Annotated in this window: 25 protein-coding genes; 24 read left to right on the top strand and 1 reads right to left on the bottom strand. The window is 61.7% G+C overall.

All coding sequences use genetic code 11. The annotated features are described in order from the left end of the window. Positions 1 to 80 precede the first annotated feature (80 nt). The 24 genes from spo0A (at position 81) to U0L91_RS09145 (ending at position 23402) form a co-directional block, all read left to right on the top strand. On the top strand, positions 81 to 842 hold the full coding sequence (gene spo0A / locus U0L91_RS09260) for a sporulation transcription factor Spo0A (protein ID WP_330046320.1): 762 nt from the start codon (positions 81 to 83) through the stop codon (positions 840 to 842). 150 nt (positions 843 to 992) lie between these two features. After that, positions 993 to 2129: a 2-C-methyl-D-erythritol 2,4-cyclodiphosphate synthase gene (gene ispF / locus U0L91_RS09255; RefSeq protein ID WP_330046318.1), complete on the top strand. Its 1137-nt coding sequence runs from the start codon at positions 993 to 995 to the stop codon at positions 2127 to 2129. Positions 2130 to 2250: 121 nt separating this feature from the next. Beyond that, positions 2251 to 3156 (top strand): diadenylate cyclase CdaA, encoded by a 906-nt coding sequence (gene cdaA / locus U0L91_RS09250; protein WP_330046316.1) that lies wholly within the window; start codon positions 2251 to 2253, stop codon positions 3154 to 3156. Beyond that, entirely contained in the window at positions 3131 to 4429 is a 1299-nt protein-coding gene (locus U0L91_RS09245; protein WP_330046314.1) for a CdaR family protein, read from the top strand. The genes cdaA and U0L91_RS09245 overlap by 26 nt, the downstream gene beginning before the upstream one ends. A gap of 56 nt (positions 4430 to 4485) precedes the next feature. Beyond that, positions 4486 to 6084: an NAD(P)/FAD-dependent oxidoreductase gene (locus U0L91_RS09240; protein ID WP_330046312.1), complete on the top strand. Its 1599-nt coding sequence runs from the start codon at positions 4486 to 4488 to the stop codon at positions 6082 to 6084. Positions 6085 to 6099: 15 nt separating this feature from the next. Then, positions 6100 to 7209 (top strand): hypothetical protein, encoded by a 1110-nt coding sequence (locus tag U0L91_RS09235; protein ID WP_330046310.1) that lies wholly within the window; start codon positions 6100 to 6102, stop codon positions 7207 to 7209. Next, complete coding sequence (recJ, locus tag U0L91_RS09230; RefSeq protein ID WP_330046308.1) at positions 7206 to 9248, top strand: single-stranded-DNA-specific exonuclease RecJ; 2043 nt, start codon at positions 7206 to 7208, stop codon at positions 9246 to 9248. Before U0L91_RS09235 ends, recJ begins: the two co-directional genes overlap by 4 nt. Positions 9249 to 9280: 32 nt before the next feature. Further along, positions 9281 to 11455, top strand: coding sequence for a RelA/SpoT family protein (locus U0L91_RS09225; protein WP_330046306.1), 2175 nt, complete (start codon positions 9281 to 9283; stop codon positions 11453 to 11455). Positions 11456 to 11494: 39 nt separating this feature from the next. Continuing rightward, positions 11495 to 13192 (top strand): DUF6311 domain-containing protein, encoded by a 1698-nt coding sequence (locus U0L91_RS09220; RefSeq protein ID WP_330046304.1) that lies wholly within the window; start codon positions 11495 to 11497, stop codon positions 13190 to 13192. 12 nt (positions 13193 to 13204) lie between these two features. Continuing rightward, complete coding sequence (gene dtd, locus U0L91_RS09215; protein WP_330046302.1) at positions 13205 to 13657, top strand: D-aminoacyl-tRNA deacylase; 453 nt, start codon at positions 13205 to 13207, stop codon at positions 13655 to 13657. 23 nt (positions 13658 to 13680) lie between these two features. After that, on the top strand, positions 13681 to 14289 hold the full coding sequence (locus U0L91_RS09210; protein ID WP_330046301.1) for an MBL fold metallo-hydrolase: 609 nt from the start codon (positions 13681 to 13683) through the stop codon (positions 14287 to 14289). Between the two features lie 17 nt (positions 14290 to 14306). Continuing rightward, positions 14307 to 15767, top strand: a complete 1461-nt coding sequence (gene hemZ / locus U0L91_RS09205) for a coproporphyrinogen dehydrogenase HemZ (RefSeq protein ID WP_330046299.1) — start codon at positions 14307 to 14309, stop codon at positions 15765 to 15767. Next, a complete protein-coding gene (locus U0L91_RS09200) occupies positions 15742 to 16689 on the top strand; it encodes a uridine kinase family protein (protein WP_330046296.1) in 948 nt (315 codons plus the stop codon). Before hemZ ends, U0L91_RS09200 begins: the two co-directional genes overlap by 26 nt. A gap of 172 nt (positions 16690 to 16861) precedes the next feature. Further along, the gene (locus U0L91_RS09195; protein WP_330046294.1) at positions 16862 to 17326 is read left to right on the top strand and encodes a zinc ribbon domain-containing protein; all 465 of its coding nucleotides are present in this window, start codon (positions 16862 to 16864) and stop codon (positions 17324 to 17326) included. An 80-nt stretch (positions 17327 to 17406) separates the two neighbouring features. Continuing rightward, positions 17407 to 18093 (top strand): MazG family protein, encoded by a 687-nt coding sequence (locus U0L91_RS09190; RefSeq protein ID WP_330046292.1) that lies wholly within the window; start codon positions 17407 to 17409, stop codon positions 18091 to 18093. Positions 18094 to 18141: 48 nt separating this feature from the next. After that, positions 18142 to 18414 (top strand): HU family DNA-binding protein, encoded by a 273-nt coding sequence (locus U0L91_RS09185; RefSeq protein WP_330046290.1) that lies wholly within the window; start codon positions 18142 to 18144, stop codon positions 18412 to 18414. A gap of 76 nt (positions 18415 to 18490) precedes the next feature. Then, positions 18491 to 18736, top strand: coding sequence for an RNA-binding S4 domain-containing protein (locus tag U0L91_RS09180; RefSeq protein WP_330046289.1), 246 nt, complete (start codon positions 18491 to 18493; stop codon positions 18734 to 18736). Positions 18737 to 18823: 87 nt separating this feature from the next. Then, on the top strand, positions 18824 to 19126 hold the full coding sequence (locus U0L91_RS09175; protein ID WP_330046288.1) for a YabP/YqfC family sporulation protein: 303 nt from the start codon (positions 18824 to 18826) through the stop codon (positions 19124 to 19126). Between the two features lies 1 nt (position 19127). After that, a complete protein-coding gene (locus U0L91_RS09170) occupies positions 19128 to 19580 on the top strand; it encodes a hypothetical protein (protein WP_330046286.1) in 453 nt (150 codons plus the stop codon). Between the two features lie 55 nt (positions 19581 to 19635). Then, positions 19636 to 19917, top strand: coding sequence for an FtsB family cell division protein (locus U0L91_RS09165; protein WP_330046284.1), 282 nt, complete (start codon positions 19636 to 19638; stop codon positions 19915 to 19917). A gap of 106 nt (positions 19918 to 20023) precedes the next feature. Beyond that, the gene (locus tag U0L91_RS09160) at positions 20024 to 20506 is read left to right on the top strand and encodes a S1 RNA-binding domain-containing protein (protein WP_330046282.1); all 483 of its coding nucleotides are present in this window, start codon (positions 20024 to 20026) and stop codon (positions 20504 to 20506) included. Positions 20507 to 20613: 107 nt separating this feature from the next. Next, on the top strand, positions 20614 to 21801 hold the full coding sequence (locus tag U0L91_RS09155; RefSeq protein WP_330046280.1) for a THUMP domain-containing class I SAM-dependent RNA methyltransferase: 1188 nt from the start codon (positions 20614 to 20616) through the stop codon (positions 21799 to 21801). Continuing rightward, positions 21761 to 22585: an NYN domain-containing protein gene (locus U0L91_RS09150; protein WP_330046278.1), complete on the top strand. Its 825-nt coding sequence runs from the start codon at positions 21761 to 21763 to the stop codon at positions 22583 to 22585. The genes U0L91_RS09155 and U0L91_RS09150 overlap by 41 nt, the downstream gene beginning before the upstream one ends. 10 nt (positions 22586 to 22595) lie before the next feature. After that, the gene (locus U0L91_RS09145) at positions 22596 to 23402 is read left to right on the top strand and encodes a GNAT family N-acetyltransferase (RefSeq protein WP_330046276.1); all 807 of its coding nucleotides are present in this window, start codon (positions 22596 to 22598) and stop codon (positions 23400 to 23402) included. Between the two features lie 42 nt (positions 23403 to 23444). Here U0L91_RS09145 and U0L91_RS09140 read toward each other — a convergent pair whose 3' ends face one another. Next, positions 23445 to 25334 carry a hypothetical protein gene (locus U0L91_RS09140; protein WP_330046274.1) on the bottom strand — a complete coding sequence of 630 codons (1890 nt, stop codon included), beginning with the start codon at positions 25332 to 25334 and terminating at the stop codon, positions 23445 to 23447. Positions 25335 to 25342 lie beyond the last annotated feature (8 nt).

Raw genomic sequence — 25342 nt, 5'->3', positions numbered from 1 at the left:
CGGAATGGTAAAATATGGTAATATTTCCATTGTAAAGAGAACACCGCGGCGACGAGCTGCTGACTTAGGAGAGGAACACGATGGAAAAGATCAAGTTTTTGATGACCAATACCGGAGCCCAGACCACCGAACTGTGCCGGCAGGCCCTGGAAGCCAAGGGCGTTGATGTGACCGTCTGTGAAAAGAACGGTGCCAAAGCCCTCAAGGCGCTGCTGGATACCCACCCGCAGGCGGTTCTGCTGGATGCGTTCATGCCGGACCTGGATGCCATCACGGTCAAGCAGCGCTATGAAACGCAGGACACCCGCGGCGCACGGACGACGTTCTTTGTAACGGGTGCGTTCCAGAGCGAAGAGGTGGAGCAGGACCTGCTGGACAACGGTTTCTCCTTCTTCTTTGTCAAGCCGTTTGATGAGAATGTGCTGGTCAGCCGGGTTCTCAAGGCGGCCGGCACGCCGCTCAAACCGCAGCCGGCCAGCCAGGACTGTGACGAGCTGACCGTCACCGAGATCCTGCACCAGGTCGGCGTTCCGGCCCATATCAAAGGGTATCAGTTCCTGCGCGACGCCATTCTGCTGGCCGTCGAGGACCATGAGTACATCAATGCCGTCACCAAGCGTCTGTATCCCGAGATTGCCAAGCGCAACGGCACCACCGCGTCCCGCGTGGAGCGCGCCATCCGCCATGCCATCGAAGTCGCGTGGGACCGTGGGGATGTGGATACCCTGAACAGCTATTTCGGGTATACGATTCATAATCTGCGCGGAAAACCCACCAACAGCGAGTTCATCGCGATGATCGCCGACAAGATCCGCCTGGACAAAAAACAGAGAAGAGCCTGATCCGGACGCGGTCGGCTCCAGAAAGCAAAGCAGCCCCCTCCCGGCGGGTTGCTTTTTTTGTTTTGCGCAATTCGGCGGTAGATTTTTCCCGCAAAGTTCTGTATAATAAAACTACCATACAATTCTTAGGACAGAAGGATGTGTTGCTCCATGCAGAACAACTCCGTAACCGCCATTCTTGTGGCGGCCGGCGCCTCCCGCCGGATGGGGTTTGACAAACTCAGCTATCGGCTTCCCGACGGACGCACGGTCCTGGAGGCCAGTGTGGAGGCGTTTGAACAGCATCCTCAGGTGGACAGTCTGGTCCTCGTGGCCGGTGCCAACCGCGACGCCTGTGACCGGATTGCCGCAGCCTGCCGCAAACCCTGCCGTGTCGTCAACGGCGGCGCCACCCGGGCCGAGAGCGTGCGCAACGGACTCGAAGCGGCGGACGGTACGCTGGTTGCCATCCATGATGCCGCCCGCCCCTTTGTGAGCCCGCAGGTCATCACCGGAGCGCTGCAAGCCGCAGCCGAAACCGGAGCGGCGGCCCCCGCGGTGCCGGTCAAGGACACCATCAAGATTGCGGATGCCGGCTTTGTCACGGTGACGCCGGACCGCTCCCGTCTGTTTGCCGTCCAGACGCCCCAGTGTTTCCGCCGTGCCCTTTACCTGCAGGCCCTGCAGGCGGTCAGCGATGACCGGGCCGACCTGGTGACGGACGACTGCAGCCTGTTTGAACTGGCGGGTCTGCCGGTCCGGCTGACCGAAGGGGACTACGCCAATCTGAAAATCACGACCAAGGAAGATCTTCCGTCTTCCGGGAAAGGAGAAACCACCATGCGGATCGGCCATGGCTACGATGTGCACCGCCTTACCCAGAACCGCAAACTGATTCTGGGCGGTGTGGAGATTCCCTATGAAAAGGGCCTGCTGGGCCATTCCGACGCGGATGTGCTGCTCCATGCCGTGTCCGACGCCCTGTTGGGTGCGGCCGCGCTCGGCGACATCGGCAAGCATTTCCCCGATACCGATCCCCGATACGAAGGCGCGGACTCGCTGATGCTGCTGCGGGAGGTCGGCAAGCTGGTACAGCAGGCCGGCTACCGGGTCGGAAACCTCGATGCAACCGTGCTCTGCCAGGCGCCCAAGCTGGCGCCGCATATCCCTGCCATGCGGCAGAACATCGCTTCTGCGCTGGAAATCCCCGTGGACCGGGTCAGCGTCAAGGCCACCACCGAGGAGCATCTCGGCTTCACCGGCGAGGGGCTTGGCATTGCGGCGCACGCCGTGGCACTGATCGAGTAATCAGGTGCGAAAAAATCATTTGCACCGTGCCAAAACTGTGTTATACTGAATCTGTCTGTGATCCACCCGTCCCGCACACTGCGGGGCGGTATTCGTCGATTGGAAGGAGGCTGCCTGCGTTATGCTCGTTTTCAGCACTTTTTTGGATCAGATTATCAGCAACCTCCGCGCCTTCGGTCTGCGCGATCTGATCGACATTGCGGTTGTTGCCGTGGCCATGTACCAGCTTTTCCTCTTTGCACGGCAATCCCGTGCTGGCCAGCTGGTCCGCGGCTTGCTGCTGCTCTTTGTGTTCTATGCACTGGCCAACCTGCTGGAACTGCGCACCGTGCGCTGGGTGCTGACCAATGTGCTGCAGATCGGCTTCATCGCGGCCATCGTCATCTTCCAGCCCGAACTGCGCCGCACGCTGGAACGCATCGGCCAGAGCACCAACCTGACCAAGCGATTGTTCAGCACCCGCAAACAGGACCCGACGCTGCGCGGCGCCTGGCAGAGCGCAGTGGTGGCCATCTGTGACGCGGCGGAACAGCTTTCCGACACCCGCACCGGCGCGCTGATGGTGCTGGAACGCGGCAACAACCTGGACGAGATCATCCGGACGGGCACGCCGCTCTCGGCCGATGTCATTCCCGAGATGCTGGGCACCATCTTTTATGAAGGCACGCCGCTCCATGACGGCGCGGTGATTATCCGGGACGGCCGGATTGTCTCAGCCGGTTGCGTTTTGCCCCTTTCCAACAACCTGGAAATGGGCAAGGATATGGGCACCCGCCACCGTGCGGGCCTGGGCATGAGCGAAAACTCCGACGCCATCGTCGTTGTGGTCAGTGAGGAGACAGGCATCATCTCGCTGGCCAAGAACGGTGTGCTGATCCGGCGTCTGGACCGGCAGAACCTGTTCAACCTTCTGCAGGAAGAGGTCATCCCGCCGGAAAGTGCGGAGGAACAGCCGCCCACACTGTGGAACCGTCTGTTTGGCAAAGGAGGTGCGGGAAAACATGCCGCTGAAAAAACAACCCGCTGATCCGACCGGAAAGGCATCCAAGTCCCTGTGGGACAGCCGCGCCTTCCTCACGGCGGTGTCCATCATCTGCGCGATCATGGTCTGGATGGTGGTCACCATGTACTTTGACCCCGAAGGCACGGTCTGGATCACCGATGCTACGGTCAATTTCAGTTACCAGTCCTCCACCTACACCGAGCTGGGCCTGGACATTGTCCAGCAGCCCGAGATTGACAACGTCCGTGTCCGGGTGGACGGCAACGGAACGGTCATCGGCACCATGGGTGCGGCGGACATCATCGTTTACCCCGTCTATACCGGCCTGACCGGTCCGGGGGAGACAAGCCTCAAACTGGAAGCCCGCATCATCAACAGCGACTACGCCAACCTCGGCATCAAGCTCACGGTGGAGAAACCCCAGACCGTGAACCTTGTCTTTGATACCGTCTCGGAAAAGACGCTGCCCATCACCCAGGACACCTCGGGCGTCACCATCGCGGACGGCTTCACCCTCAACAGCGTCAAGACGGTTCCCGCCTCCGTCACCCTCAGCGGCCCCACCACCGAGCTGGACCGCATCTCGTCGGTGGTCGCGCCCGTCTCGACCAATTCCGAGCTCTCCGACACACTGACTGTCAAATCCACGCTGGTCCTGCGGGACGACAACGGCGAGACGGTCACACCCAAATACACCACCATGGACACCGATACCGCCAGCGTGACGCTGACCGTCTATCAGGTGCGGGAACTGCCGCTCTCGGTGCAGTTCATCAATACCCCCACCGGCTTTGACACCAACAGCCTGAGTTACTCGCTGAGTATCCCCACGCTCAAGGTGGCCGGCCCGACCAAGATTGTCGGCAAACTCAACGAACTGAGCGTGGTTGCCTTTGACCTCGGACGGGAATTCGCATTTGACCGCGACTATCAGAAGACCATCGAACTGCCGGAAGGCGTGGTTTCCCAGGACGGTGTCTCCACCGTGACCATCCGCTTCGATACCACCGATATGGACAGCCGGACCTTCAGCGTCTCGAACATCCGGCTCGTCAACGTGCCCAGCAGCCTTGATGTCACGCCGCTGACCAGCATCATCCGCAACGTCAAGGTCTATGGCCCGGCGGACGAGATCGCCGAGCTCTCGGCCGAGAGCATTCTGGCCCAGGTGGACTGCCAGGATCTCACGGTGACCAACGGTCAGCAGACCATCCCGGTCAGCATCCAGGTGCCGTCCTCCAGCCGGATCTTCGCCGTGGGGGACTACACCGTCCAGTGTGAGGTCACGGCCCAGTAAGTCAAATCCACATTCTCGTCCGTCTTTCGGACGCAACGTCAGGGAAGTTTCTGCCTATGCTTCTTGTACGCAATCTCCGCCTGCCGCTCTCCTGTGCCGATCCCGAACAGGAGGCAGTGCGGCAGGCCTGCCGGATCCTGCATCTGTCACCCCGTCGGGTGGCCCATGCGGGTACGGCCAAACTTTCGGTGGATGCCCGGCACGGCAAACCCGTGCTGGTGTATACCATCGCGATCACGCTCAACGACGAGGGTGAGGAATCGGCTTTGGCCGGGGCCTCGCCCTGTGTCTGTTTCACCCAAAAGCCGGAATTCCGCTTTCCCGTCGGTACCCGGCCGCTCGAACACCGCCCGGTCGTGGTGGGTCTCGGTCCGGCCGGCCTGTTTGCGGCGCTGCTGCTGGCCCGCAACGGATACCGGCCCATCGTGCTGGAACGCGGCCCCGCCCTGGACCGCCGCGTGGAGGCGGTCCGTCAGTTTGAGGCGACCGGCCGGCTCGACCCCGACGCCAACGTACAGTTCGGGGAGGGCGGCGCCGGGACCTTCTCGGACGGAAAACTTACAACCCGGGTGGGGGACCCGCTGTGCAGCTATGTGACCCAGGCATTCCTCGAACACGGTGCCCCCGCCGATATTGCCTGGCGGCAGAAGCCCCATGTCGGCACCGATCTGCTGCGGGGCGTGATCCTCAGCATCCGGCAGGAAATCCAATCACTGGGCGGGGAAGTGCATTTCCAGACCAGACTCACGGGACTCCGCACCCGCGGCGGAGCGCTCTGCGGCATCACCACGTCGGAGGGACAGCTGGCCTGTGACCGGCTGATCCTGGCGGTGGGGCACAGCGCACGGGATACCTTTTCGATGCTTGAACAGCAGGGACTCTCTCTGGAATGCAAACCGTTCTCGGTGGGGTTCCGTGCCGAACATCTTCAGACCGAGATTGAGCGCAGCCTCTACCATGGGGCTGCCGGACACCCGGCGCTGCCCCGCGGGGAATATCAGCTCAGCCAGCAGGTGGACGGACGCTGCGTCTACACCTTCTGCATGTGTCCGGGCGGCCAGGTCTGCGCCGCCGCCAGCGAAGAAGGCGGTGTGGTGACCAACGGCATGAGCTACCATGCCCGTGACGGCCGCAATGCCAACGCTGCCGTTGTCATCAGTGTGGACGGCAGCGACTTTGGCAAGGACCCGGCCCGGGCCATTGCCTTCCAGCGTTCGCTCGAACAGGCCGCTTTCCGGGCAGGGGGCGGCGGATACCGTGCCCCGGCCGAGACGGTGGGCAGCTTCCTGGAAGGCCGCGGCAAGCTGGAACTGGACCGTGTACAGCCGACCTATCCGCGCGGCGTCACGCCCTGCGACCTCGGCAGTCTGCTGCCCGAGGAACTGGCGGGCGGCCTGCGCCAGGGCCTGACGGCATTCGGCCGCAAACTGGCGGCTTACCGGTCGCCGGATGCCGTGCTGACCGGATTGGAAACCCGGACATCCAGCCCGGTCCGGCTTCACCGGAACGACAATCTGCAATGCACGGCGCTGGCCGGGTTGTATCCCTGCGGCGAGGGGGCCGGCTATGCCGGCGGCATCATGACGGCGGCGGTGGACGGTGTCCGCTGTGCGGCTGCGCTGATGCAGGACTGTGCCCCCGCCAAAACATCCTGAAGTGAAGGAAACGGTATGACAAACGATCCTCAAAAACAAAACGATCTCGATCTGGACGGGCTTCTTGACAGTGCGGTGGGGCTGGGCAGCGATGTGCTTTCCGGCATTGCCGCCGCCCTGCATACGGCAGGGGATGCCCTCGGCTCCCGGAAACGGGATCGCGCCGATCCCTTTGCCCGGTACCGCCGCCGGCTGGATGCCAGACTCTCGGGCAGCCAGGGCGGGTGGCTGGCTATGGCCATTGTGGGCGGCACCTTCTTTTTCTGCTTCGGTGTGGCGGCACTGGTCATGGCAATCCTGTACAGTGCGGCACCGGGTACTTTCGCCCTTATGCAGGCCCGTCGGGTCTTTTCGATCCTGACGCCCGTCTTTTCGGCACTCACGCTGGGGTTCGGCGTGATGGGCTTCATCGGCTGCCGGGAAACGATGTATTTCCAGCGTCTGCGCCGCTATCTGCGGGTTTCGCAGGGGTTCGCCGTCCCGGTGACCGGCCTGGCCCGCGACAGCCTGACCCGACCTGACAAGGTCCGGCAGGATCTCACCCGCGCCGTGGCCGACGGACAGTACCCCAACGCCTGCCTGGATGCCGAAGGCACAACGTTTTACTGGGATGACAGCCTCTGCGCCGCCCCGGAACCCGAGACACCGGCGGAGGAGTCGGCCGACGAACCGGAAAAATTCCGGCAGGAGGGGGCGGAGTTCCTCTCCTATCTGCGTTGCTGCACCGGACGTCTGGGACAGGATACCGATGAGGAACTGACCACCATGCAGAAAAACTGCAGCGCCATTCTCGGTTTTGTCCACAACCATCCCGAACAGCTGCCCCGGGTACGGCGGTTCCGGGACTACTATCTGCCCACCACCCGCAAGCTGCTCGACGTAGCCCAGGGACTGCCCGGTCCCGATACCCGCAACGCACAGACCATCCGCCGCGACATCACCGGCATTTTGCACACCCTCAACACGGCGTTTGCCACGCTGTACGACACCCTGCTGCAGGATGTGAGCCTGGATGTCTCGACCGAGATTGATGCTTTGGAAGCCATGCTCGGCCGGGATGGCCTGACATCGACGTTTGAGAGTGATTTCGGAAGCAAAGAAAAGAAAGGAAGTTCCGCTTTATGAATTACCGTGCCTGGCAGCTGAAAAAGCCCGATGCCGCAGGGGAGTCCTCTCTGACGGCCTCGGGGTATGGCCCGCTGCTGGCGCGGGTGCTGTCCTCCCGCGGGATTGCAACGCCGCAGGCTGCTGCCCAGTGGCTGGAGGAGGAAGCGCCGCTCTCCGACCCGTTCCTGCTCAAGGATATGGACAAGGCCGCCGCACGCATCCTCAAGGCGGTGGAGGAGAGCGAACCCATCGTTATCTTCGGGGACTATGACGTGGACGGCATCTCGGCCACGGCCATCCTGTTTGAATGTCTGACCAATCTGGGAGCCCAGGTGCGCTGCAAACTGCCCACCCGGGAAGGCGGCGGGTACGGCCTCAACCGTGAGGTGCTGCAAAGCCTGGCCGAACGCGGATACCGTCTGGTCGTGACGGTCGATAATGGCATCTCCGCCGTGGAGGAGGCCGCCTATGCCCGCGAACTGGGGCTGGACCTCGTCATCACCGACCACCATCTTCCGCCGGAAACGCTGCCCGACGCCGTTGCGGTCGTGGACCCCAGACGCCCCGATGACGAAAGCCCCTTCAAGGAACTCTGCGGCGCGGGGGTGGCCTTCAAACTCTGTGCCGCGCTGGAAGGCTGTGAGGACCCGGCGGAATTGCTGGAACCCTTCGGGGAACTGGCTGCCCTGGGCACCATCGCCGACGTGATGCCGCTGGTGGGGGAGAACCGCACCATCGTGCGGGAAGGTCTGGCGGTGCTTCAGGACACAATGCGCCCCGGCCTGCAGGCACTGCTGGACTCCGCAGGTTACAGCGGCAGTCCCGTGACGGTGGAGACCGTCAGCTATGGCCTGGCACCCCGGCTCAACGCGGCGGGGCGGATGAACAACGCCTCCATTGCACTCAAATTGTTGCTGTGTGAAAACGAAGAACAGGCGGCCGGCATTGCGGCGCGCCTGTCCGAGATCAACACCGAACGGCAGCAGACCGAACAGCAGATCACGGCAGCCGCACTCGAAAAGCTCGGCGCCGACCCGGCCCGAGCCCATGACCGCGTCATTGTGGTGGCGGGGGAAGGATGGCATCCCGGCGTCATCGGAATCGTGGCCAGCCGCCTGACCGAACGCTACGGCCGCCCCGTCATTGTCATTTCCACCGAAAACGGCGAAGGCCGCGGCAGCGGCCGGGCCCCGGCGGGATTCAACCTGCATGCGGCACTGCGCGCCTGCAGCGGCTGCCTGCTGCGCTACGGCGGCCACAGCGCCGCCGCCGGCCTGACCATCGAGGAGGAGAAGATCGGCGCCTTCCGCAAGGCGATCAACGACTGGGCGTCGGCCGAATATCCGGTGCCGCGCCCCGGCGAGCTGGTCCTCGATGCGGAAGTCGGTATCGGCGAACTCACCGTTCCGGCCGTGCAGGAACTCGGCAGGATGGCGCCGTTCGGCGGCGGCAATCCGGTGCCGCTGCTGCTCATCCGGGATGCCGTGGTGGACGGTGCCTGGCCGCTCGGCAGCGAAGGCCGCCATACAAGACTCCGCCTGCGGCAGGGCAACCAGACCTGCTTTGTCTCGCTGTTCCGGGTATCGCCGGACGATCTGCCTTACAAGACCGGCATGACGGTGGATGCCGCCGTCGAAGTGAGCATCTTCCATGGCCGCAGCGGTCCGATGGTGTCGGCCCATTGCCGCGGCCTGCGCCCTGCCGGGCTGGGCAATCAGCCCAGCGAGCAGGCAGCCCTGTTTGATGCGCTGCTGGGCGGGACCGAACTGACACCGGAACAGTGCCGCGACTGCCTGCCCACCCGTGACCAGACCGCCGCCGTCTATCGGATGGTCCGCGGCGGCACGGTGTTTGCCGATGATCTGCAGCCGGTGTTTTCGGCCGCCGGGCCGGAGAATACCGGCAAAACGCTGGCCAGCCTGACGGCTCTGCTGCAGCTCGGGCTGATCGAACAGCGGGGCAGCCGCTACCAGCCGGTGGCCGTCACGGCCAAAAAGGACCTGTTCTCTGCGCCGATTCTGCGCAAACTCGCGCAGACCCAGGACAGTCCGAACTGAAATGACCCATACTACGACGGGGGATGATTTGAATGTCTGAAGAAGTCAAAATGCCGATTACCTACGAGGATCTCAAACAGGATCTGGTAGCCAGCGGCCGTGCCTATGATTTTGACCTGATCGACCGTGCATTCCATCTGGCGGACAACGCCCACCATGGCCAGTTCCGCCGCAGCGGCGAGCCGTATATCTGCCACCCGCTGAGCGTTGCACAGATCCTGGTGGAACTGGGCATGGACAGTGAGAGCATTGCTGCCGGACTCATGCATGATGTCGCCGAGGACACCGCTGTGACCATCGACGAGATCCGGCAGAAGTTCGGCGCAGAGGTGGCGCTTCTGGTGGACGGCGTCACCAAACTGACGCAGATCAAATTTTCCAACGTGGAGGACCGCAAGGCGGAAAACCTGCGCAAGATGCTGCTGGCCATGAGCCAGGATGTCCGCGTCATGATCATCAAGCTCTGCGACCGCCTGCACAATATGCGCACCGGCGATGCCTGGCCCGAACAGAAACGCCGCGACAAAGCCCTCGAGACCATGGAAGTGTACGCGCCGATTGCGCATCGTCTGGGCATCTCCAACATCAAGGAGGAGCTGGAGGACCGCAGCCTGCATTATCTCGACCCCATCGGCTACGAGACCATCCGCTCGCTGCTCAATGAGCACGGCGATGACTTCCTCAATGATGTCTGCGCCACGATCCGGGAACACCTCGAACAGAACGGCATCCAGGATGCCACCATCCGGCACCGCGTCAAGAGCATCTACGGCATCTACCGCAAGATGTATATGCAGAACAAGAACTTTGAGGAAATCTATGATGTCTATGCGGTGCGCATCATCATCGACAGCGTTGCCGAATGTTATACGGCCCTGGGTCTGATCCATGATATGTATCATCCGCTGCCCAACCGGTTCAAGGACTACATTTCGACGCCCAAACCCAACGGCTACCAGAGCCTGCATACGACGGTCATCGGCCGGGAAGCCATCCCGTTCGAGGTGCAGATCCGCACCCATGAGATGGACCGCAATGCCGAGTATGGCATCGCCGCGCACTGGAAATACAAGGCCGGGATCACGGCCCCCAGCAACGATAAGCTGGATGAGCGCCTGGCCTGGGTGCGCCAGCTTCTCGAAAGCCAGCGCTCCAGCATTGACGCCACCGACCTTCTCAGCGACATCAAATCCGACCTTCTGCCCGAGGAGGTCTTTGCCTTCACGCCCCGCGGCGACGTGATCAACCTGCCCGCTGGAGCCACCGTCATTGATTTCGCCTATGCGATTCATTCCGCGGTCGGCAACCGGATGGTGGGCGCCAAGGTCAACAACCGGATTGTGCCGATTGACCATCAGGTTGTTACGGGTGAGATCATCGAGATCATCACCGGTCCCGAAAACCGTGGCCCTTCCCGAGACTGGCTCAATATTGTCAAGACCAGCGAAGCGAAAAACAAGATCCGCAACTGGTTCAAGAAGGAACGCCGCGACGAGAACATCGCGGAAGGCAAGGACGCATTCGAGAAGGAACTGCGCCGCAACCTGATGGTCATTCCGCCCGACCAGTACGACGAATTCATGGCCACGCTGGCCCGCCGCAACCGCTGCAACACCGTGGATGAGATGTATGCGGCCATCGGTTACGGCGGCCTGCAGATGGCGCGCATCTTGCCCAAGCTCAAGGAAGAGTACGCCAAACTCAAGGCCAGCGAGCCCAAGCCCATCCCGGTGGTCGATCTGCGCCGGGTCCATTCCTCGGACGGCGTGATCGTGGAGGGTATCGACAACTGCCCGATCAAGTTCGCCAAATGCTGCTCTCCGCTGCCCGGCGATGAGATCGTCGGCTTTGTCACCCGCGGCTACGGTGTCTCGATCCACAAGAAGGACTGCGCCAATGCCCTGCAGAGCATGCGCAACCCCGAAAATGCCGAGCGCTGGGTCCGCGCCTACTGGGCGGATGACGCCAAGGAGGACTACAAGGCCACGCTGGATCTCGTCTGCATGGACCGTGCCAACCTCGTCTCGGATATTGCCCTTGCGCTGGGCGATATGCGGGTCCCCATCTATTCGCTCTCGGCCCGCGCCGCCGATCAGGGCCGCGCCCGGATGAGCGTGACGGTCGGTATCATGAACACCGAGCATCTGAACAATGTTGTGGCACGCCTGAAAAAGGTCAAGGACGTTGTGAGCGTCACAAGAAACTGATCCGCCCGTTCCGGGCCGGCCAAAAAGGAAGATGTCGGCATGCAAATCAAACCGAAACTTTTTACTTCACGCAGCAGCGCAAAACTTTTCGTCTTCCTGTTGGGGGCAGCACTCGGTGTGGCGGTCTTCCTGGCGGTGTACGGTACTTCTGCTTTACACCCTTCCAACGACGGCTGGATTCTCAACGGCTACGATGAATGGGATGTCCAGCAGCATTATGCGGGCTGGCTGCTCTTCCGCAACTCGCACTGGAGCTTCCCGCTCGGCCTAGCGGATACGCTCGCCATGCCGGACGGCACCAGCATCTCCTACACGGACAGCCTGCCCTGGGTCAGCATCTTTTTCAAGCTGCTGCGCGGCGTCTTGCCCTCCACCTTCCAGTGGTTCGGCTGGTATACGCTGTTCTGCTTCGCCATGCAGGGCGGTGCCGGAGCACTTCTCTGCACCCGCGGTATCCGCCGCACCGTGCCGCTGGCGCTGACCGCCGCGCTGGGAGGGCTGCTCTTCTCCATGCTGCCCACCCTGTGGGAGCGGGCGTTCCGCCATACGGCGCTGGCCAGCCAGTGGCTCTTCCTGCTTGCACTCTATGTCTGGCTGGAATACCGCCGGCAGCTGCCCGACCGCTCCCGCCTCTGGCTGGCATTCCCGGTGCTGGCCTTCCTCTCGGTGGGCATTCATCCGTACTTCCTGCCCTGCGTCATGGTCTTTGCACTGCTCGCCGCCTGGGAGGATGCCCGCACGGCCCGCCGCCCTGGCAGTGCAGTGCTGCACTTTGCCCTCAGCCTTGCGGCTGCCGTTGTGGGCGGTCTGCTCTGCGGAGCCCTCGGGAGCGGTACCGTCTCGCGCAGCGGGTACGGGGATTTCTCAATGAACCTCAATGCCGTTATCAATCCTTCCTCCCGCGGCGGCTACACCTGGTCCCGGGTATTCCCGGCACTGGGCCAGCAGCCCGGCCAGTATGACGGCTTCAATTATCTGGGCCTCGGCGTTCTGGTCCTGATCGCGGCGGCACTGCTTGTCAGTGCGGTGCGTGCGGTCCGCCGCCCGCCCAAAGCCTGGTGGCGGCGCAATGGCCCGGCCTTTGCCGTCTGCCTGTTCCTGACCCTGTTCGCAGTCAGCAACCGGATCTACTGGGGCAATGCCGGCATTGACCTCCCGCTGCCCGAGGCGCTGGTGCAGCTCTGCGGAATTTTCCGCTCCAGCGGACGGATGTTCTACCCGGTGGCGGCCTGCATGATTGTCTATGCAGTGTATACGCTGCGCAGCCTGCCGTTCCGGACGTCCGGCGTCATCTGCCTGGCCGTTGCCGTGGCTCTGCAGGCGTTTGATCTGAGTGCCGTGGCCGCCGAAAAACGTGCCCGGTTTGAAGCGCCGGTGTCCGAGACCGTCGTCAACGCCGAGGAAACCGCGACGCTCGGGATCGGACATACCAGGCTGCTGGCCACAGGGGAGGTCCGGGAAGACCGGCTGCGTCTGCTGGCCATCCTGGCCGGGAAGCAGGGCCTCAGTACCAATCTGGATATTTCGGTTTCGGGCGAGCATCCCGCCGCGGCGCAGAGCCGCGCGGATACCGCGGACGCCCTTCTGGCCGGACAGTGTGAATCCGATGCCGTTTATGTCACCACCGATCAGGGAACCTGGAACCTCTGGCAGCAAGTGTTCCAGGACAGGGAAGACCTGACCTTCTTTGTGGCAGATTCCTGCTATTTCCTGGTCCCGGACCAAACCACGTCATAAAGGAGGTACGCCATGCGTGCCATCATTCAGCGCGTCACATCCGCAGATGTGACGGTCAATGGAGGGGAGCCCCGCGCCATCGGGCCGGGACTTGTGATTCTTCTGGGCGTCAAGGACGGGGATGATCCGGCCGTGATTCCCAAGCTGGCCGCCAAATGTGCCGGCCTGCGCATCTTCAGCGACGACGAGGGCAAACTCAACCGCAGCGCCATCGAACTGGGGTATTCGGCGCTCGTCGTCAGCAACTTCACCCTGTACGGCGATACCTCCCGGGGCAAACGGCCGAGTTTTATCCGTGCCGCCCACGGCGAGAGCGCCAATCAGGCATATGAGGCGTTCCTGACCGAGATCGGAAAACAGGGACTGCGGGATGTACAGCACGGAGAATTTGGCGCAGATATGCAGATCCGCCTGGTCAATGACGGCCCGGTTACGATCTTTATAGATACCGATGAATGGAAGTAATTCCAAGGGGGGAAAGTACGAAGATGAAACTGGTGCATATTCACGGCGCCTGGCCGCTGTATACCAACACCTTTCTGCTGATCACCGAGTCCGGCCATGCGGTGGCCATTGATCCGGCGGGAAGTGTGGAGGCCTATCTGCAGGCGCTCATGGAAAACCAAGCCGAACTCAAGGAGATTTTCCTGACCCATGGTCACTATGACCATGTGGGCAGTGTGGTCAAGCTCCGCTCCGAGACCGGCGCCCGGGTGCACATGGACCTGGCGGACGCCAAGGGAACCCAGATGTTCCCGCTGACGCCCTCGCTGGTGGATTGCCCCTGGCCCGAAACCGAAGGGAAACTGCAGCTGGATGAGCTGACCTTCCATATCTGGCATACGCCCGGTCACACGCCGGGCGGTGTCGTGATTGCCTGCAAAAACCTGCTGTTCTGCGGCGATACGCTGTTTGCCGGCGGCTGCGGGCGCACCGATCTTCCCGGCGGTGACCCTGCCGCGATGCGCCGCAGCCTGGACCTGATCAAGGACCTGCCGCTGCCCGATGAAACGCAGGTCTATCCCGGCCACGAGGGCTTCTCCACGCTGGGCGCCGAACGCCGTTCCAACCCCTGCCTGCTGGGCAGCTGGTTCTGATTCGGGAGGATCGTTTCATGCAGATTGTTCTTCGCGGTGCGGCGGCCGGCTATGAAGCCGAGCACACGGCCCGCATCTTTTTCCCCGGCGCCGAGCTCAGCCATACGCTCCCGCCCGAAGAGGAGGACCTGGTTCTGGCCGTCGCGCACAGCCGGGCGTATCTGGTGCTGCTCCGCCGCGGCGGGGTGACCTGCTGGCAGACGGCACCGGCATCGGCCTCAGAACAGCCCCGGGATCAGGAATATGATCTGTGCCGGATGCTTTACGGCCTGCTGCGCCGGGCAACCGGGATTCGTCCGCCCTGGGGCATGATGACCGGTGTCCGCCCGGTGCGCATCATCCACGATATGCGGGCGGAAGGTGCGACGGAGGAGGAGATCCGCCGCCGTTTCCTCGATCATTTTGACTGTACGCCGGAACGCTGGAACAGAGCCCTGCAGATTGCCGATCTGCAGCGTCCGATTCTGGAACAGGCCGCACCCATGGACTGCAGCGTCTATGCAGGCATTCCGTTCTGCCCTTCGCGGTGCAGCTACTGCAGCTTTGTCTCCCGGACGGTGGGGGACAAGGCCACCCGTGCCCTGATGGAACCCTATGTGGACTGCCTTTGCCGGGAGCTGCAGGCGACCCGCCGCACTGTGGATGCGTGCGGCCTGCAAGTAAAAACACTTTACATTGGCGGCGGAACGCCGACCAGCCTCAATGCTGATCAGCTGCGCCGTCTGATGCAGTGCATGGCGGACAACTTTGATCCGGCCTCGCTGCAGGAATTCACCGTCGAGGCCGGCCGCCCCGACTGTACCGACGAGGAAAAACTCCGTATCCTCAAGGAATACGGCGCCACGCGCATTTCCATCAATCCGCAGACCTTCTCCGACGAGGTGCTCCGCGCCATCGGCCGGCGGCATACGGCGCAGGAAATCCTGGACTGCTTCCATACGGCGCGCCGTGTGGGACATGACAACATTAATATGGACCTGATCGCCGGCCTGCCCGGAGATACCGTCGAAGGATTCCGCCGCAGCCTGCGCACTGCGATTTCGCTGGAACCCGAAAACATCACCGTCCATACGCTGACCCTCAAACGGGCGTCCAATCTGGTGGTGGAACACCGGGCAGCGGCATACGATGATGTGGCGGCGATGGTGGAGTCCTGCGAGCTGCTGGAACAGGCGGGCTACCGTCCCTACTACCTTTATCGCCAGAAGGGGACGCTGCAGAATCTCGAAAATGTCGGCTGGTGCAAACCCGGGTACGAATGTCTTTATAATATCTATATCATGGAAGAGGTGCATACGATTCTCTCGGCCGGAGCGGGCGGTTCCACCAAACTGGTGGCGCCGGGCGTCCGCCACGGCCGGATTGAACGCATCTTCAACTACAAATATCCCACGGAATACATTGACCGCTTTGACACGGTGCTTTCCCGCAAGGAAGGAGTGAACCACTTCTATGCCCAATACCTCTGCAATGACTGACCTGCGTGCGCCCAAGCGCATGGTGGGATGTGAACTGCTGAACCTGGCCGCCCGGGATGCGGCCGCACTGGTTGCACTCAGCGAACGGCAGTATGCTGCCCGGATCGAGACCGCCGCCGACCAGATTCTGGACAGCGGCCGTCATATTGTCATGCTCACCGGTCCCTCAAGCGCCGGAAAGACCACCTCGGCCCACAAACTTGCCGAGGCACTCTGCCGGCGGGGCCGCCGCAGCGAAGTGATCAGCCTGGATAACTTCTATGTGGGGGAGGGCCGCTATCCCAAGCAGGCGGACGGGACGGACGACTACGAGTGCGTCGAAGCACTGGACATTCCGGTCATTCACCGCTGCCTGCAGGACCTGCTGGAAACAGGGGTCTGTGATGCGCCGATCTTTGATTTCCTGACCCAGCGCCCCACCGACACCAAACGGCATATCGACTGTACGGGCGGCGTGGTCATCATCGAGGGGCTGCATGCCTTCAACCCGGCACTCACGACCCCACTGCCGGAAAACGCCGTGCTGCGGATCTACGCCGGTCTGCGGGAAGAGTATGCCGCCCCGGACGGCCATCGTCTCATTGCCACCCGGGATGTCCGGCTGGCACGCCGGATGACGCGGGACTGGCTGTTCCGCGGCCATGATGCGGACTTCACGATGGACCTGTGGCCCCATGTCTGCAAGTCCGAGGATATGTATATCAAGGCATTCAAGAAGAATGCCGACCTCATGCTGGATACCTCCTTCAGCAGCGAACTGGGCATCTGGGAAGAATATCTCAACCGCCTGACGGCCAAGACCCATGCGGCCCGGATGAACGAGCTGCGCCGCAAGTTTGCGATTTTCACCCCGGTGGACCCGGGATTGATTCCTGCCGACAGTATGCTGCGGGAGTTTATTGGCAGCAAAACCGAGAAATGAACCTGAAATTGCCCGATTGTTTACGATTTGGTCATAAATCTTTTTGCTGCAAGATTGAAAACGCGCCGATGATACGGTATAATGCAAGTAGTCAGCCCTCATAAACGGGGAACGGAAAAACCAGCACCGATTCCCCAAGAAGGCAAATGATAAAAAAGAAGAGGTGTTTCCTATGTTTGAACTGGATATCAATAAGATCAAGGAGCAGGGAATGCAGTTTGTCGATACCGCCCGCAAGGCGGCGCTGGACATTGCGGATAAGGGCAAGAACCAGCTGGATCTGGCTTCCCAGCAGAGCCAGCTGGCCAAGGCGGAGCGCCAGCTCGGTGCACTGATCTACAGCCTGCACAAAGCCGGTGAACAGAACGAGCCTCTTGTGGAAAAATATATCGAGAACATCGAGAGCATCGAGAAGTCCATCGAGGAGATCCGTGCCCGGATGGAAGCGGACGAGGCGGAGAAGGCCCAGCCCGAAGAGCCCGCCGAGGAGGAAGCACCGGAAGAGTACGATCCCGAGAACGACGAGCTGGCCGCCGCGGCGGACCGCCCGCGCGGTGAGACCAAGACCTGCCCGGTCTGCAGCGCGGAAGTGGATGCCGACGCCCTGTTCTGCAACCATTGCGGTGCACAGCTCTGAACACTTGACAAATTTTGGATCAGGAGAGTACAATATTGCCTGTTGTGTCGCTGCGGCCGGCGGGCAGTGTCTGAAGGACAATGACGGATTTTTCCAGACAGGAACACTATACGGCGGAAGATCTGGTGCGGCTGATCGCTGTTCTGCGGGATCCCGAGCAGGGATGTCCCTGGGATAAGGTACAGACGCACGGGTCCATCCGGATGAATTTCCTTGAAGAAGCCTACGAAGCGGTGGATGCCATCGACCTGGACGACCCGGAACTTCTGTGTGAGGAACTGGGCGATGTGCTGATGCAGGCGGTGTTTCATACCTGCATCGAGCAGGAGAGAGGCCGGTTTGACTGGCAGCAGGTCTGTGATGGAGTATGCCGCAAGCTGATTGCGCGGCATCCGCATATTTTTGGACCGGAATCCGGTTCCGATCGCATAACGGACTGGGATTCGCTCAAAAATAAGGAAAAGGGACGCCGTACCCTGGCGGATGATCTGGACAGCGTGCCGCGCGCCATGCCCGCCCTGATGCGAGCCGCTAAACTGCAGAAACGCGCCGCCCGGCGCGGTGCACCGCTGCCGGCCGAAGACTGTGCCGCTGCGGCCCGCGCACTGTGCGCACAGCAGCCCGGCAGTGCACAGGCCGAACAGGCGGCGGGAGACCTGCTGTTTGCAGCGGTTGCCCTGGCGCGAGCTGCCGGCATTGACCCCGAGCAGGCTCTGCAGAGGAAAAATGATTCCGTCTGTGCCGCCGCTCACCCAACCGACATCTGAAAGCGCATCGCCGCTTTTGGCTGATTTCATTTCGTGGAGGTATAAACAATGACCAAAGTTGAACTGATTGCCGCCGTTGCCACCGAGGCAGGCTTGAGCAAAAAAGACGCCGAGAAGGCTGTGAACACCACCCTCGCCACCATCACCGAAGAGCTGAAGAAAGGCGAGAAGGTCTCGCTGGTCGGCTTCGGCACCTTTGAAGTCCGCGAGCGCCCCGAGCGTCAGGGCCGCAACCCCCAGACCAAGGAACCCATGACCATTGCCGCCTCCAAGCTGCCCGCCTTCAAGGCCGGCAAGGCGCTGAAGGACGCTGTCCAGTAAATTTGCGCACGTTCCATGCCTGCCGTAGTTCTGCGGCAGGCATTTCTTTACATCACAGGAAAGGAAAACCATCCCGATGCGTCTTGATAAATACCTCAAAGTCAGCCGTCTGATCAAGCGCCGCACCCTCGCCAACGAAGTGGCGGACGCGGGCCGCGTGCTGGTCAACGGCAAACCTGCCAAAGCCAGCTATGCGGTCAAGGTCGGTGATGAGATCGAGATCACGTTCGGCAACCGTCCGGTCCGTGTCAAGGTGCTCTCCACCGATGAGCCCAAGGGCAAGGATGTGGCCCGCGAACTGTTTGAGATCCTCGAAGGCTGAAAAGAAACTGCGCCGTACCGGAATACTTTGCCGGTGCGGCGCATATCTTTTACTGATGCTGAACCACCGTCAGAAGAGGGGACTGCCATGCCGGAACTTCATGTACAGGAAACCGCCGCACTGCCTGCCCGCGCCCATGTTCTCACGCTCGAAAACCGCACCACCCTGACCATGACCGGGGTGACGCGGGTCATCGGCTGTGATGAGAACGGCGCCACACTCCAGACGCCGCTGGGAGACCTGACCGTCGGCGGACGGGAAATTCAGGTCAGTGAATTGTCGGTCCATACCGGAGAGGTGCATATCTCCGGCAAGATCGAATTTCTCCAGTATTCCGAAAACCGCCAGAGCCGCCCGGCCGGCAGCTTCTGGTCGCGGCTGTTGCACTGAGATGGCGGCATCCCCGGCACTGTGGGCCGTCTTCGGCGATGTGATGCTCTGCCTGGGTGCCGGGCTGCTCCTGGCGGCGGTCCGGGATGCCGCGGGCCTTGTGCTGCGCGGCGCTCTGTGCTGCTTTGTGCTGGACTGCCTGGCCTTTGCCGCCGCAGCGTTCGTGCTCTGCGGGTTTGCGGCGTCGGCGTCGGCCAGCGGGATTGCCCGCTGGTATATGGCGGCCGGTATGGCACTGGGCGCGGCAGGCTGGTATGCGGCGGTCAGCCGTGCTTTGCATGCTGCGCTGCGGGGCGCGGCGGCGGGGACAACGCGGCTGCTGGGACGGATCTTTTCCGCGCCTTTGCGCCGGATTGCGGCCCAAAACGCCAAAAGACAGCAAATCCGGGCCGAGAAAAAATCAAAAAAAACGAAAAATGTGTTGCAAAAAGACAGTCGAATATTATATAATTAAAACTGCATAAACTGTTTCCTGGTAACCGGTGCGGATCAAAAAGGGGGCCTGCCGCATGAACCATCGCAAACACCTTGCGCAGCGGCTGGTACCCGTCGGAGTTTTGCTGCTGTTTTGTTCGCTGTTTTTCTCACTGATCCAATGCCAGATCACCATCAGTTCCAAACGGCAGGAACTTGCCGAAGCCAAGGAACAGCTCAGCGCCCAGCAGGCCAAGAACGAGGAACTCAGCCGTTCGCTGGACGATGGGGAGGACGCCATCATCGAGCGGATTGCCCGTGAGGAAGGCTATGCCAAGCCCAACGAGCGCATCTGGGTCGATCTGAGCGGAAAATAATTCGGTACAGCGGTGGACGCCGGCTTTTGCGGAATTCGGTGCCGCCGTGCACATATCATCCGGCGCCGCGGTGCCGGGCAAAAAATTACAAAAGGGGTATCATAGTTTGGCATTACAGGTTGGGGATATCGTCGAAGGCAAAGTGACCGGCATCAAGCCGTTTGGCGCCTTCATCGCTCTGCCGGAAAAGAAGACCGGCCTCGTCCACATCTCGGAGGTTTCCTACGAGTTTGTGCAGGATCTCGCCGCCGTGCTGGAACCCGGCCAGACTGTCAAGGTCAAGGTCATTTCCATCGCACCGGACGGAAAGATTGCGTTGTCCATCAAACGGACGCAGCCCGCACCGGAGCGCGGCAGCCGTCCGCCTCGTTCCCAGGGGCAGGGCAGTGGTGCGCCCCGTCAGGGCGGTCGTCCTCCCAAGCGTGAGGCACCGCCCCGCGTGTGGCAGCCCAAGCCCGTGCAGCCGCAGGGCGATATGAGCTTTGAGGATATGATGGCACGCTACAAGTCCCAGAGTGAGGAAAAGATTGCCGATCTCAAGCGCGTCACGGAAAACCACCGCGGCGGATACTCCCGCCGGCGCGGCTGATCGCATCCCACAGATATACATCATGGTCACAGGCTCTGCCGGGGGCAGGGCCTTTTTGGCTATACGGCAAAGTTTTCGCTTTGCCGCACAACAGGAAAGGACAAACCATGCCCACCACCTATACCCTTGTGGCTCCCTGCTTTTTCGGCACCGAGCACACCCTCTCGTTTGAAGTCAAGCGTCTGGGCGCCCAGAACGTCAAAGTGACGGACGGACGTGTCGCCTTTGACGGGGACGCGTCGATGATCGCGGCGGCCAACCTGAACCTGCGCACGGCCGAGCGGGTTCTTCTGCTGCTCAAGACCTTCCGGGCCGAAACCTTCGACGAACTGTTCGACGGGGTCTATTCCATCCCGTGGGAGGAGCTGCTCCCCGCCGACGCCTGCTTCCCGGTCAAGGGGTCCAGCCTTTCCAGCCAGCTTTCCAGCGTGCCGGCCTGCCAGAGCATTGTCAAGAAAGCTGTCGTCAAACGGCTGCAATACGGCCATAAGACCGAGACCTTGCCCGAAACCGGTGCTTTGTACAAGATCCGCTTCGCACTGCGCAAGAACAAGGTGGAAGTCATGCTGGACACCTCGGGGGACGGCCTGCACAAGCGCGGCTACCGGAAAAACGCCACGCTGGCCCCCATCAAGGAAACCCTTGCGGCCGCCATCGCCGACCTGGGCTTTGTGCGCCGGGATACACTGGTGCAGGACCCGTTCTGCGGTTCAGGCACCATGGTCATTGAGGCTGCCCAGAAGGCACTGAACATTGCGCCCGGTCTGCGCCGCCGGTTTGCGGCCGAGCAGTTTGCGTTTGTCCCGCCGGAGCTCTGGAAGGAAGAACGCCGCAAGGCGCTGGAAGCCGCCCGCCCCGATGCCGCCTTTGAGGGTTTCGGGTCGGACATTGACCCCGCCGCGGTGGCGCTGGCCACCGCCAACGCCAAACTGGCCGGGGTGGGGGACCGCTGCCATTTTGAGGTGTGCGATGTGCGGGACTTCCGTCCCCGCCGCGAAGCCACCATTCTCACCAATCCGCCGTACGGCGAACGCCTGGGAGATGCCGCGCAGGCCGCTGCCCTGGCCCGCACGCTGGGCCAGGTGTGGAAGGAAAATCCCACGGCGGGGCTGTATGCCATCACGGCCGACGCGGACTTTGAAGCCCACTTCGGCAAGAAGGCGGCCAAACGGCGGAAAATCTACAACGGCATGATTCCCTGCCAGCTGTATATGTACTTTGACCGCCCCGCCAGGAAGGAGGAATCACCGTCCCATGCAAGATCTCAAACTGGCTGTCCTGATCGACGCCGATAACATCTCTCCCAAATATGTCAAGGTCATTCTGGACGAAGCCGCATCTTTCGGCGTCGCCACCTGCAAACGCATCTACGGCGACTGGTCGGATGTCCGTCTCAAAAGCTGGAAGGATGTTTTGCTGAACAATTCCATCATCCCGATCCAGCAGTACGGCTATACCACCGGCAAGAATGCAACGGATTCCGCCATGATCATCGACGCGATGGATCTGCTGTATTCCGGCAGTGTGGACGGCTTCTGCATTGTCTCGTCGGATTCGGATTTCACCCGCCTGGCCGCCCGCCTGCGGGAGGCCGGCAAACTGGTCATCGGTATGGGCGAGAGCAAGGCCCTCGGCCCCTTCGTCAAGGCCTGCGACCAGTTCAAGTACCTTGACCTGATCCTCGACCACGGCGGCACCGAGGAAGCTGCCGTGGACACCGCCGCTGATGCCGAGGCCGCTGCCCGGGCCAGCGCAGGCGACGATACGGCGTTCAACCGGGATTCCATCTGCCGCCTGGTGCGCGATATGATCGACGAGATGGACGACGGCACCGGCTGGGTGCGCACCTCCCGCGTGGGGGACCAGCTCATCAAACGCTACCCCGACTTCGATGTCCGGAACTTCGGCAGCAAGAGCCTGAACAAATTCCTGATGACCTTCCCGGACCTCGAGGTGGAGGAACGGACCCTGCCCAACGGCAACCCTATCCAGTTTGTCCGCATCCGTCCGCGCCCCAAAAAGACGGCCCCGGCGCGCAAGCCGACCGGCAAACACCGGGTAGCCCGCAAAAAACAGTGAGGACTCGTTTATGATCGCACTCAGGGAATCCGACCGCAGCGCCATTCTGCAATATCTGGACGCAGAGCCCGAAATGAATCTCTTTTTCTATGGGGATATCTGCAATTTCGGCGTGGACCGGGATCCGGTTCATGTCTTTGCCCTGCCGGGAAAAGATGGCGGCTGGGATGCGCTGCTGCTTCAGTTTTTTGAGAATTATGTTCTGTACAGCTGCCGCTGTGACTATGATGCCGCTGCGGTGGCCGAGTTCCTGCGCGGACGGACCGTCCGGGGCTTCAGCGGCAAGCTGGAAGTCCTGGCCCCGCTGGCAGGATTCTTCCCCGAAAAAACACTCCGCCCCTGTTATATGAGTCGTTGCAACCATGTCTCTGCGATCGACGGGACATTGCCGGAAGGGGCCTCGCTCAGCCGTCTTGGCGCCGACGATGCGGACGAGTTGCTGGAACTGCTCAGCACAATCCAGGAATTCGCGGATACCTACGGTGGGGGAGCCCAGCAGCTGGCCGAAGAACGCCGGGCGATGCTGACCAATCTGGAAAACGGCTCGCTGTGGTACGGCGTGCGCGAAAACGGACGCTTGGTCAGCGCGGCGCAGACGACGGCGGACAACGACCGCAGTGCCATGATTGTCAGTGTGGCGACCCGCCCGGGATTCCGCGGCCGGGGTTATGCCTCGGCAACGGTGGCGGCGCTCTGCCGTGGTGCCTTTGTGGGAGGAAAACAATTCCTCTGCCTGTTCTATGACAATCCCGAGGCCGGGCGGATCTATCGTCGGCTGGGGTTTGCCGAACTGGGACAGTACGCGATGCTCAGCTGAAAAACAAAGAGCCGGGAACACAGTTCCCGGCTCTTTTTATGCTTATGCGGAAATTTTGTACACGCGGCATCCGTCGTTCTGATACCACAGGGAATAATGTGCGGCATACCAGCTTTCGTCCGCCTCGGGAATGCTGCCGTACACGTAGTCATCAAACAGCACATAATCCACGCCCCAGTCCGCCAGCGTGGCCTCGTCGGGGGTCTGATACAGCTGATACATCGCGGCATACTCGGCGGAATACTCCATGCCGTGGTAGTATACAAAGCTGCCGGAACCGCAGAGGATGCGCCGGCCGGCCAGACAGAAAACCGGACACAGATGGCTGTCACTGGTCAGGAACAAAGCATCCGGCGCGGCGTTGGCGTCCACATAGTCGGCCAGCGAGATGTCGTCGGCATCCCATTGCAGGTAATCGCTGAAAACTTCCCGCCCGACGGTCAGGACGCTGCCGAACATGGCAACCGTGCAGCAGACAGCCATGCCGAGTGCCCGCCAGGGCATGGCGCGGACCCGTCCGAAGAGATCCACCAGCAGCGAAGCCACCAGGATGCAGCCCAGCAGATGCCAGACAAAGAGCAGTTTGTTGTTGTCGTAGCGGTTGGGCTGAAAGACCACCAGCTCGGCCAGCACCAGAATCGCCAGCCCGCCGCCGTAAAACCAACGCTGACGGCGGTTTGCGTGCAGGAAGGCGGGGATCAGCAGCAGGTACACCAGACCGATGTTCTTGATGTAGAACCAGAAATAATTGTCAGTCAACGTTCCGTCGTCCTGCCCGTTGATCCAGTTGAAGTGCAGCCGCAGCATGTTCTGCCCGTCCATCGACTGGGCAAATACGGTGCTCCACATCTGGGCCAGCCAGCATACGCCGCACACGGCGGCCAGGAACGCCCAGGGCAGCAGGACGGCCCGGGTGTGGGGCCGGTAGATCAGTGTGTAGATGCCGCATACCAGGCAGAGCAGCACCAGCGCCAGGGCACTGTGGGTGTGCAGCAGCGGCAGCGGCAGCACGAGCGCCGCCAGCGGTTTCCATAGCCGGGGCGTCTCCTCCATGCAGAACCGCCAGAGCAGATACAGCGCCGGGAACAGCACACTCCATCCGAACAGCGTCGCACGCTGGGGAATCAGCAGGTCAACGATCGGGTTGACCCAGAGAATGTTCTTTTCGGTGTAGTTGGTCGGCGTCGTGTAGAATCCGGTGAAGATGCCGGCAAAATCTTCGGCACTGCCCAGAAAGTAGACAAAGCCGAAACCGCTGCCCATCAGGAAAAGCCAGAAGGCCAGGCAGGCCTTGCCCGCGCTGCCGGCAATACGCCGCCCCAGCTGCCATACCATGCCGAAGACACTCAGCAGGGCAGGGAGCATCGGCAGAATGTAGGCCGTCCGCAGACTTGCCCCCAACACCACAAAGACGCTCGAGACCGTTTCGCACAGAAACGGGTATCCGAACCGGTGGTCCCCGCCCAGCAGCGGGTATACCGGCGGCAGATCTCCGGTGACAGCGATGTTCTTGATAAAGCCCAGATGCATGGCCATATCGCCGTAGCAGCTCTGGCCGGTGTGATAGCTGCCGTCCACCGAATGCAGTACATGGGTGTAGAGAAGCAGCAGCGTCAGTGCAAAGAGCGGCAGGACACAGGCCCACATGGCCGCACTGTCAGGGTCGGGGCCCGGCCGGGTTTTGGGACCGGTGCGGAACAGCCACCCGCCCAGAACGGCCGCGGCGACCGCCGCCAGCAGGACGGCCGGCAGCCGGAATCCCAGCAGGACGGCAAAAACGCCGGGCAGGACGGCCAGCAGAGAGACGCCGAATCCGCAGCCAAGCGGTACCAGGACCGACAGCCCGGCATCGGGCAGTGCACGCCGCGCGGCCAGCAAGCCGATGGCCAGAAACAGTGCAAGATAAAGAACACTCAGGATGGTTTGCATCATTCCAGTCT

This window comes from Gemmiger sp., from assembly GCF_036306485.1.
GTDB lineage: Bacteria > Bacillota > Clostridia > Oscillospirales > Ruminococcaceae > Gemmiger.
This window is presented reverse-complemented; position numbering and strand designations above follow the sequence as displayed.

What these genes read in the sequence shown, in the direction of transcription:
- spo0A (WP_330046320.1), top strand. Translation starts at nt 81, where the DNA reads ATGGAAAAGATCAAGTTTTTGATGACCAATACCGGAGCCCAGACCACC.
- ispF (WP_330046318.1), top strand. Translation starts at nt 993, where the DNA reads ATGCAGAACAACTCCGTAACCGCCATTCTTGTGGCGGCCGGCGCCTCC.
- cdaA (WP_330046316.1), top strand. Translation starts at nt 2,251, where the DNA reads ATGCTCGTTTTCAGCACTTTTTTGGATCAGATTATCAGCAACCTCCGC.
- U0L91_RS09245 (WP_330046314.1), top strand. Translation starts at nt 3,131, where the DNA reads ATGCCGCTGAAAAAACAACCCGCTGATCCGACCGGAAAGGCATCCAAG.
- U0L91_RS09240 (WP_330046312.1), top strand. Translation starts at nt 4,486, where the DNA reads ATGCTTCTTGTACGCAATCTCCGCCTGCCGCTCTCCTGTGCCGATCCC.
- U0L91_RS09235 (WP_330046310.1), top strand. Translation starts at nt 6,100, where the DNA reads ATGACAAACGATCCTCAAAAACAAAACGATCTCGATCTGGACGGGCTT.
- recJ (WP_330046308.1), top strand. Translation starts at nt 7,206, where the DNA reads ATGAATTACCGTGCCTGGCAGCTGAAAAAGCCCGATGCCGCAGGGGAG.
- U0L91_RS09225 (WP_330046306.1), top strand. Translation starts at nt 9,281, where the DNA reads ATGTCTGAAGAAGTCAAAATGCCGATTACCTACGAGGATCTCAAACAG.
- U0L91_RS09220 (WP_330046304.1), top strand. Translation starts at nt 11,495, where the DNA reads ATGCAAATCAAACCGAAACTTTTTACTTCACGCAGCAGCGCAAAACTT.
- dtd (WP_330046302.1), top strand. Translation starts at nt 13,205, where the DNA reads ATGCGTGCCATCATTCAGCGCGTCACATCCGCAGATGTGACGGTCAAT.
- U0L91_RS09210 (WP_330046301.1), top strand. Translation starts at nt 13,681, where the DNA reads ATGAAACTGGTGCATATTCACGGCGCCTGGCCGCTGTATACCAACACC.
- hemZ (WP_330046299.1), top strand. Translation starts at nt 14,307, where the DNA reads ATGCAGATTGTTCTTCGCGGTGCGGCGGCCGGCTATGAAGCCGAGCAC.
- U0L91_RS09200 (WP_330046296.1), top strand. Translation starts at nt 15,742, where the DNA reads ATGCCCAATACCTCTGCAATGACTGACCTGCGTGCGCCCAAGCGCATG.
- U0L91_RS09195 (WP_330046294.1), top strand. Translation starts at nt 16,862, where the DNA reads ATGTTTGAACTGGATATCAATAAGATCAAGGAGCAGGGAATGCAGTTT.
- U0L91_RS09190 (WP_330046292.1), top strand. Translation starts at nt 17,407, where the DNA reads ATGACGGATTTTTCCAGACAGGAACACTATACGGCGGAAGATCTGGTG.
- U0L91_RS09185 (WP_330046290.1), top strand. Translation starts at nt 18,142, where the DNA reads ATGACCAAAGTTGAACTGATTGCCGCCGTTGCCACCGAGGCAGGCTTG.
- U0L91_RS09180 (WP_330046289.1), top strand. Translation starts at nt 18,491, where the DNA reads ATGCGTCTTGATAAATACCTCAAAGTCAGCCGTCTGATCAAGCGCCGC.
- U0L91_RS09175 (WP_330046288.1), top strand. Translation starts at nt 18,824, where the DNA reads ATGCCGGAACTTCATGTACAGGAAACCGCCGCACTGCCTGCCCGCGCC.
- U0L91_RS09170 (WP_330046286.1), top strand. Translation starts at nt 19,128, where the DNA reads ATGGCGGCATCCCCGGCACTGTGGGCCGTCTTCGGCGATGTGATGCTC.
- U0L91_RS09165 (WP_330046284.1), top strand. Translation starts at nt 19,636, where the DNA reads ATGAACCATCGCAAACACCTTGCGCAGCGGCTGGTACCCGTCGGAGTT.
- U0L91_RS09155 (WP_330046280.1), top strand. Translation starts at nt 20,614, where the DNA reads ATGCCCACCACCTATACCCTTGTGGCTCCCTGCTTTTTCGGCACCGAG.
- U0L91_RS09150 (WP_330046278.1), top strand. Translation starts at nt 21,761, where the DNA reads ATGCAAGATCTCAAACTGGCTGTCCTGATCGACGCCGATAACATCTCT.
- U0L91_RS09145 (WP_330046276.1), top strand. Translation starts at nt 22,596, where the DNA reads ATGATCGCACTCAGGGAATCCGACCGCAGCGCCATTCTGCAATATCTG.
- U0L91_RS09140 (WP_330046274.1), bottom strand. Translation starts at nt 25,334, where the DNA reads ATGATGCAAACCATCCTGAGTGTTCTTTATCTTGCACTGTTTCTGGCC.